The following is a 7,070-nucleotide window of genomic DNA, read 5'->3' on the forward strand; positions in this document are numbered from 1 at the left end:
AATCGTAGAATCACTGCGTTAAATGGGAATGCAAGAAGGCGGGCGAGAGAGCGCCGTCACGCCTTTTTCCTAGAACTGAGAAAAGAGGTAATGACTTTCATCTTTTTTAGTCTTTATGTGACGTTTAAGAGGCTAAAATTCAAATTTTCCTTGCACAAATTAAATACAGAAGACTTTCTTACACCAAGTGTAAAATGCCATGATTAATCACATTTCGACCGTAGTGCCATATCTGGTAGTGTTAGCTCTAGGTATAGTTTACCGCAAGACTATTTCTGACCTAACCAACCGCTTGGTAAAGGCTAAATTTTCAAGTAAAGGAGTGGAAGTAGAGACTCACAAAGAACTTGGGAAACTCACTAACCAAGGTCAAGAAATGACTGTCGTACTCAGAGAGATTAGCAGGAATATCGAAAAAATTGCAGACCATGAAAAACCTTACACTGACTACAGTGAAGCACTTCAGGATACGGAGAAGCGTATCCGAGAGTGTCTTCAGAACCATACAACTCATAGCAAAAACCATGTAGAAATAAAAATATTGGCAGTGTCTATGACGTTTTCATGGAATTTTCTTGCTGGTAAGGTTCCCAAAATATTGAATGATTGCCCAGATGGACATATTAATGCGGAAATCGTATTTGTTGACAGTGATTACCTAGAATCGCTTCAACTTGAAACATTCGATGTTGATTGGGCTAATCAAAGTAAACAGCGAGTAATGCAGATAAATAATTTTATGAATGGATTGCCAGATGATCTATGTGAAAGGTTTTCTCTCTCGGCTAGAGTGTACAGAAATACGCCGCATTGGCATGGAATTTTAGTTAATAATGAACACCTGTTTTTAGGAAGAAAAGATTGGGAATTTTCAACAACTAAACCCAAACTTAGCGTAGGTCAGAATAAGTATCGATACTTTAACCATACTGCTGCTGCTGGTTCAGAACGTATTGATTTGTTTTTAGACTGGCATAAATACTATTTTGAGTTCGCCTCTAAATCTATCCACGAAAGTTGAGAAAATGTAGGTATTTCTATGAAGCTATTTTGAGGCAATATTTTTTGTCTGAGTGCAAAGCCTATGTTTCATATCAATTCCGGTTGTACCGTAATTGATATGAGGCTTGTTTTTATTTAAGCGAACTCCTAATCCTTATGGCATATCGTAACCAAATAAGTTGGGGTCAACTTCTCCTAATTCCAAATCACCCAAACCATACTCAGCCCATCTTCTCTCCACCATTGCTGCTACTTGCGGATCTGATTCTAAAGTAGCTCCCCATTCATGTTCGGTTTCTGGAGGGATTTTTGTGGTCGCATCAATGCCCATTCTTCCCCCTAAACCAATCTTTTCGCTGGCAAAATCTAAACTGTCAAAGGGGGTATTGGGTAAAATAAACACGTCCCTGGTAGGATCGACTTTGGAACTAATCGCCCAAACTACTTGCCGAGGGTCTCTAATATTAATATCCTTATCCACCACAATCACAAATTTGGTATATGTAAATTGTGGTAAGGCACTCCAAAAAGCTAAAGCCGCCCGCCTTGCCTGTCCAGGATAAGCTTTATCAATGGAGATAATCGCCGCCTTATAACTTAAAGCCTCCATAGGTAAGAAAAAGTCCACAATTTCCGATACTTGTTGCCGTAAAATTGGGGTATAAATCCGATTTAAGGCGATCGCCATCATTGCCTCTTCTTTAGGTGGACGGCCACTAAATGTAGTTAAATAAACCGGATCTTTGCGGTGGGTCATACACTGAAAACGAATCAAAGGCGAATCTTCTACGCCACCGTAATATCCCATGTGGTCGCCAAAAGGCCCATCTGGCAGCACCTCTCCTGGAGTAATTGTCCCTTCTAAAACAAATTCCGAATCCGCAGGAACTTGTAAATCTACAGTCTTGCACTGGGCTAATTTCACACCTTCTCCACCGTATAAACCAGCAAACAACCACTCTGATAAATCTACGGGAATGGGTGTAGCTGCTGCCATAATAATTAACGGATCTATGCCAAGAGCGATCGCAATTTCTAATTTCTTTCCTTGTTCCGCCGCTTTCCGTAAATGTCTCGCACCACCCCGCACTGATAACCAGTGGACGGTCATGGTATTTTTCGATTGCAGTTGTAAACGATACACTCCTACATTGGGGGTTCCCGTTTCACAATCCTTGGTAATAAATAAACCCAAGGTAATAATCCTGCCAGCATCACCAGGATAAGGACGTATTAAAGGTAACTTATTAAAATCTAACTCATCACCTTCAACTACTACTTGCTGACAGGGTGGGAAAAAGTCCCTTCCCGGTTTAGCCTTCACCACATCAAATAGTACTTTGCCAAAATCTATCGCCTGGGAAATTTTTTTCGGTGGTTTTGGCTGTTGCAGCATTGCCAACTTTTTCCCCAATTCTTCCAGCTCTTGGGGCTGTTGCATATTCATTGCCCAACAAATTCTTTCTACCGTTCCCATCAAATTAACTGCTACGGGGAAGGATGCACCTTTGACATTCTCAAACAGTAACCCTGGCCCACCTTTTTGCAGCATTCGGTTGGAAATTTCCGCAATTTCCAAGTCTGGGTCTACTGGAGCCGTAATTCGCCGTAATTGCCCTTTTGATTCTAAGAGTTTGATAAATCCCCGTAAATCTCTCGCCATAGTTCTCGCAGATGTAAACAGTTAAGAAGTGTAAAGACCTCTTCATCTATTATCTGTCAGAAAACCACTCCTTACCCTTATGTTTCAGTCCAGTAGGGTGGGCAATTCCCACTTTACCATTACAACAGGCACAAACGGCAGTGCCTCTATTCTGTTAATTAAACGTGAGCTCGATGATTTATAAAGCCTGAAGTTCTTATCCAGTATTGTGTATGAGAACCAAGAGTTTATAAAAAGCTTTGAGTTTATTGAGAACAGAATCAGTAACCATTAAATTTGTAAATTATTGACTTTGTTCTCAACTAATGATTGAGGTAGTTTTGAATTTGAGTGCCTGTAACTATTGATTCACAAGGCTTATAGTATTTTAAATCCGTCGAACTCACGTTAATTTATATCTTTGTTGACCAAATATGAACATAGGACCTACCCACTCGCGACAAAACAACGATGGCTGTGCGTAAGTCCTTTAATAGGTAACTCAATTTTCAAATTCATTCTTGGATTGTGTGGAACAACAGTCAAGCACAATCTACGCCATTTTTTCGTTTTCAGGATTAACTGAACAGCATTGCGTTATATTGTTATATTTCTACTTATCCATTACCAGCTTATTTATTTCTATATCCTTGATGGGTTTAAATATTTTGGTACGATTATTTGATCTTAAAAACAACAACACCCAAGCTTCTACTCACTTATCAATTTCCTCTTTTATCTCTTGCAAATTAGGGTTGCACTGAATTGATTCTCCATACACGGTTGGAACTAAATTCAGTTGTATTGCCCCCATTAATCACTTTGAGGAAATATCCGTTTTCGCGTTGGGTGTTGTGTTTATTAGACGAGACAGATGATAAAACAGCTTTTTTACCTCTTAACTAAATAGAACTCCAGGCTGTTGTCTCTGCCAGGGAAGCTGTGTAGCTTCATTTATTAATTTATCACTGCTGAAGCTGGGGTGACTGTTATTGCAAATAATCTTTACATTTTGGGGACAATACTATAGTTATAGCAGTTGCCAAGATAGTTTTTCAGTTGATGGTTGATAGTTTTTGAGTAGAGCAATATTGTCCTAACTAATATGTCCATTGCTATAATCATTTGATTTTCTTCTATGCAAATGCTTGATTATTAACCAATTTGAAAATGAAGCATTGCATAACTGTGGGATGATTTTGTCAGAGAGGATAAACTATGATACCTGCGTCCCCGTGTCTTCCTGTCTGCGCGTCCCAGTATGTAGCGTTCCGCCAAGCTGCGCTAACAGCAACACCGAAAATGATTCCTCCTATCGTTATGAATGCAGGGGGCAGGGAGCAGGGAGCAGAGGGAGGGAAAGTCATTTTGGTGACAAAAATTGGGTAATTTATTTCTTGGAGTTCCCCTATGCCAGAAAAAGCTTGTAAGCTGGATTATTATTTTCATTCCAATAGGGATAGTCCAAGGTATCTAGAAATGCCTGCCATTTTTCCATGTCATCGGGAGGAACCTGCATCCCCAAAACAATCCGTCCATAGTCAGAACCGTTGTTACGGTAGTGGAAAAGACTAATATTCCAGTTGTGGCTCATGGAACCAAAGAACTGCATCAATGCACCAGGACGTTCGGGAAACTCGAAGCGGTAGAGTTGTTCGTTCTCAGCTAGGGGAGAATGTCCACCCACCATATGACGCAGGTGCATTTTCGTCAATTCATCATCGGTTAAATCAAGGGTGGGGAAACCACAGTTTTCAAAAGTTTGCACCATTTTGGCAGCATCAGCACGGTTTTGAATTTGTACCCCCACAAAAATGTGTGCTTCTTTTTGGTCGGCAATGCGATAATTAAACTCAGTTAGATTACGTCTACCAAGACATTCACAGAACTTACGCAGACTTCCTGCACCTTCGGGGATTGCTACTGCGAATATTGCTTCTCTTCTTTCTCCCAACTCTGCTCTTTCAGCAACAAACCGTAAACGATCAAAATTCATATTTGCGCCGCAAGCCACAGCCAACAAGGTCTCACCCTCTATTTTTTCCCTCTCCACATACGCCTTTGCACCAGCAATCGCTAACGCCCCTGCTGGTTCTAAAATTGATCGAGTATCTTCAAATACATCTTTAATGGCGGCACAGGTATCATCTGTATTTACTAAAATAATTTCGTCCACATACTCCTGACAAAGATAAAAAGTTTCTTCCCCTACTTCTCGCACTGCGACTCCATCCGCAAATAAACCCACCTGGGACAACCGTACCCGCTTTCCTGCTTTCAAGGATTGATTCATGGCATCGGCATCCACTGGTTCCACGCCAATAATCTTGATTTCGGGACGCAACCGCTTCACATAAGCTGCAATTCCTGAAATTAGTCCTCCACCCCCAATTGCTACAAATATGGCATGGATAGGTTGTTGATACTGGCGTAAAATTTCCATGCCAATGGTTCCCTGCCCAGCAATTACCAAGGGATCGTCAAAGGGATGAATGAAAGTTAAACCTTTTTCTGCCTCCAACTGACGGGCATAAGCACAGGCATCATCGTAGGTATCGCCATGTAATATCACTTGTCCTCCCCGTGCCTTGACAGCATCTACCTTAACTTGGGGAGTGGTTACCGGCATGACAATTATGGCAGTGGTTCCCAAGTAACTTGCTCCTAGAGCTACCCCTTGGGCATGGTTCCCTGCTGATGCAGCAATCACCCCTTGTGCTAAGATTTCTGGTGGCAACTCCACCATTTTGTTATAAGCGCCACGTAGCTTAAAGGAAAATACTGATTGCATATCTTCCCGCTTCAGTAACAACTTATTATTCAAGCGAGCTGAAAGATTACTGGAATACTCTAAAGGTGTTTCCTGGGCAACATCATACACACGGGCAGTGAGGATTTGTACCAGATAGTCGCAAAGCATGGTGTCAACAGGTTGGTAGATGAGGAGCAGAAAACAATTCTACCTCTATTTGTATCCTGTATGAAACTTGCCCATAAGAATATTGTTAATAAAATATATTGTAGCAATGATAATTATCTACAAAAGGTGATGATAATTTGTACCGAACAATACCGATTAAAGCTAAATTTTTAGATAAAAAAGGTTGTGGATTGACCAGGCTAATAGTTTGATTAATTCGGCAGTTTACGAAACACGCCAACGACACGATGAAATCTTGTAAAACAATGGCGATGGGTTCTCTGTTTATTAACGTGATGACGAATTGCGGTATGGTTGAAACACTTACCACTGTAAAACCACATACCCAGAATTAGACAAAACCTTAAAAAATAACCCACATTAAGAAGGCAATGGCTGCACAATCAGCCCAATAAACTTTATTATTTACTAATTTCTAAACTGGAAGCGACCTTGTTCAATACTTTTTGATATTGTTTATCGCCTTCAGCTATACTAATAACAATCATCTTATTCCTATCATCAGCTGGGATGACAAGATATTCAAACTCAAATAGTCCACTAGAACGAAAAGCTAAGGCTTGCTTACCTGCGATCGCTTTATTAGAAAATTGTTCTGGATCTAAAAAACTTTCATTTCCTTTGACCCATTCTTCCGCAGATAATTTTTGAGGATTTGCTTCCACGGAAATATTTAAATTACTTGGTGGTTCCGTATTTTGATATTTACCTGATTTAATTGCTTGATAGTCCTTATCTAGCCACACACTAATTATTTTTCGTTCTTTGGAAGCATCAACAGTATAGCCTTCAGGATACTCAAATTTAACCCCCATTTGTTGATTTTGATAAAGGTTTGAACTTTTTTGAGTAACTGCTTTTTGAGAAGCTTGGGGACTAGGTTTTGTTGGGACTTTGGCTATGGGTGCTTTTTTTGTAGAGGTGGTTGTTGGGGGAGATGTTGAAGTCGGAACCTTAACTGTATTTGGCTGTGTTGTTGGTGATGCTGGAATTGAGGTATTGGTAGAGGGTGAATTAATAGATGGTTGTTTAGATGGTTGTATTGTAGGGCTGGGAGAGGTTGAGTTGACTGTTGAATCATTAACTGATGAAGTTGGAGATTGGCAGGCAACTATTACGCTTATACTGAACCATGCTAATAATCTGGTAATAACCCGTAAACGCAGATAACTACTTGACCTCATATTGTTTTGCCCAACACTAAATTAATACTATAGCAAAAAATATGAGGGAAATCCTTGCTATGGCTGCATTATAGATCCTCAAACTAGTCCCCATTATCCATTCTCATAGCCAAATTATGTTATCGCAGCCACTCAGAATGCATGGGAGCAAGGTGTAGGGGGAGTAAAAAAAGTAGTTCGAGTCGATGAAATTGGAGAATTTATAGTGCTACGCGCAATTAATAAGTAATAACTCCCGGTTTGTCCATTTGAAATCGAGTTAAGAAAATTGTGCTGCGGATTGTTAGGGAATGTACATTAA

6 protein-coding genes are annotated in these 7,070 nt (G+C 40.2%); 3 read left to right on the forward strand and 3 right to left on the reverse strand.

The window, feature by feature from the left end; all coding sequences use genetic code 11:
• Positions 1 to 199: 199 nt before the first annotated feature.
• Positions 200 to 1,021 carry a hypothetical protein gene (locus CALSC_RS22635; RefSeq protein ID WP_088243504.1) on the forward strand — a complete coding sequence of 274 codons (822 nt, stop codon included), beginning with the start codon at positions 200 to 202 and terminating at the stop codon, positions 1,019 to 1,021.
• Between the two features lie 135 nt (positions 1,022 to 1,156).
• Here CALSC_RS22635 and CALSC_RS22640 read toward each other — a convergent pair whose 3' ends face one another.
• On the reverse strand, positions 1,157 to 2,665 hold the full coding sequence (locus tag CALSC_RS22640) for a UbiD family decarboxylase (protein ID WP_088243505.1): 1,509 nt from the start codon (positions 2,663 to 2,665) through the stop codon (positions 1,157 to 1,159).
• 1,197 nt (positions 2,666 to 3,862) lie between these two features.
• On the opposite strand from CALSC_RS22640, the gene CALSC_RS26730 reads away from it, so the two are divergent.
• The gene (locus tag CALSC_RS26730; protein WP_159460676.1) at positions 3,863 to 4,033 is read left to right on the forward strand and encodes a hypothetical protein; all 171 of its coding nucleotides are present in this window, start codon (positions 3,863 to 3,865) and stop codon (positions 4,031 to 4,033) included.
• Positions 4,034 to 4,052: 19 nt separating this feature from the next.
• Here the strand turns inward: CALSC_RS26730 and ilvA are convergent, their stop codons facing one another.
• Both ilvA and CALSC_RS22650 read right to left on the reverse strand, forming a co-directional pair.
• Positions 4,053 to 5,564 carry a threonine ammonia-lyase, biosynthetic gene (gene ilvA / locus CALSC_RS22645; protein WP_088243506.1) on the reverse strand — a complete coding sequence of 504 codons (1,512 nt, stop codon included), beginning with the start codon at positions 5,562 to 5,564 and terminating at the stop codon, positions 4,053 to 4,055.
• A 422-nt stretch (positions 5,565 to 5,986) separates the two neighbouring features.
• Complete coding sequence (locus tag CALSC_RS22650) at positions 5,987 to 6,400, reverse strand: hypothetical protein (RefSeq protein ID WP_088243507.1); 414 nt, start codon at positions 6,398 to 6,400, stop codon at positions 5,987 to 5,989.
• Positions 6,401 to 6,485: 85 nt separating this feature from the next.
• Between CALSC_RS22650 and CALSC_RS22655 the strand changes: the two genes are divergently transcribed.
• Positions 6,486 to 6,755 carry a hypothetical protein gene (locus CALSC_RS22655; protein WP_088243508.1) on the forward strand — a complete coding sequence of 90 codons (270 nt, stop codon included), beginning with the start codon at positions 6,486 to 6,488 and terminating at the stop codon, positions 6,753 to 6,755.
• Positions 6,756 to 7,070 lie beyond the last annotated feature (315 nt).

It is taken from the genome of Calothrix rhizosoleniae SC01, from assembly GCF_900185595.1.
Lineage (GTDB): Bacteria > Cyanobacteriota > Cyanobacteriia > Cyanobacteriales > Nostocaceae > Calothrix_A > Calothrix_A rhizosoleniae.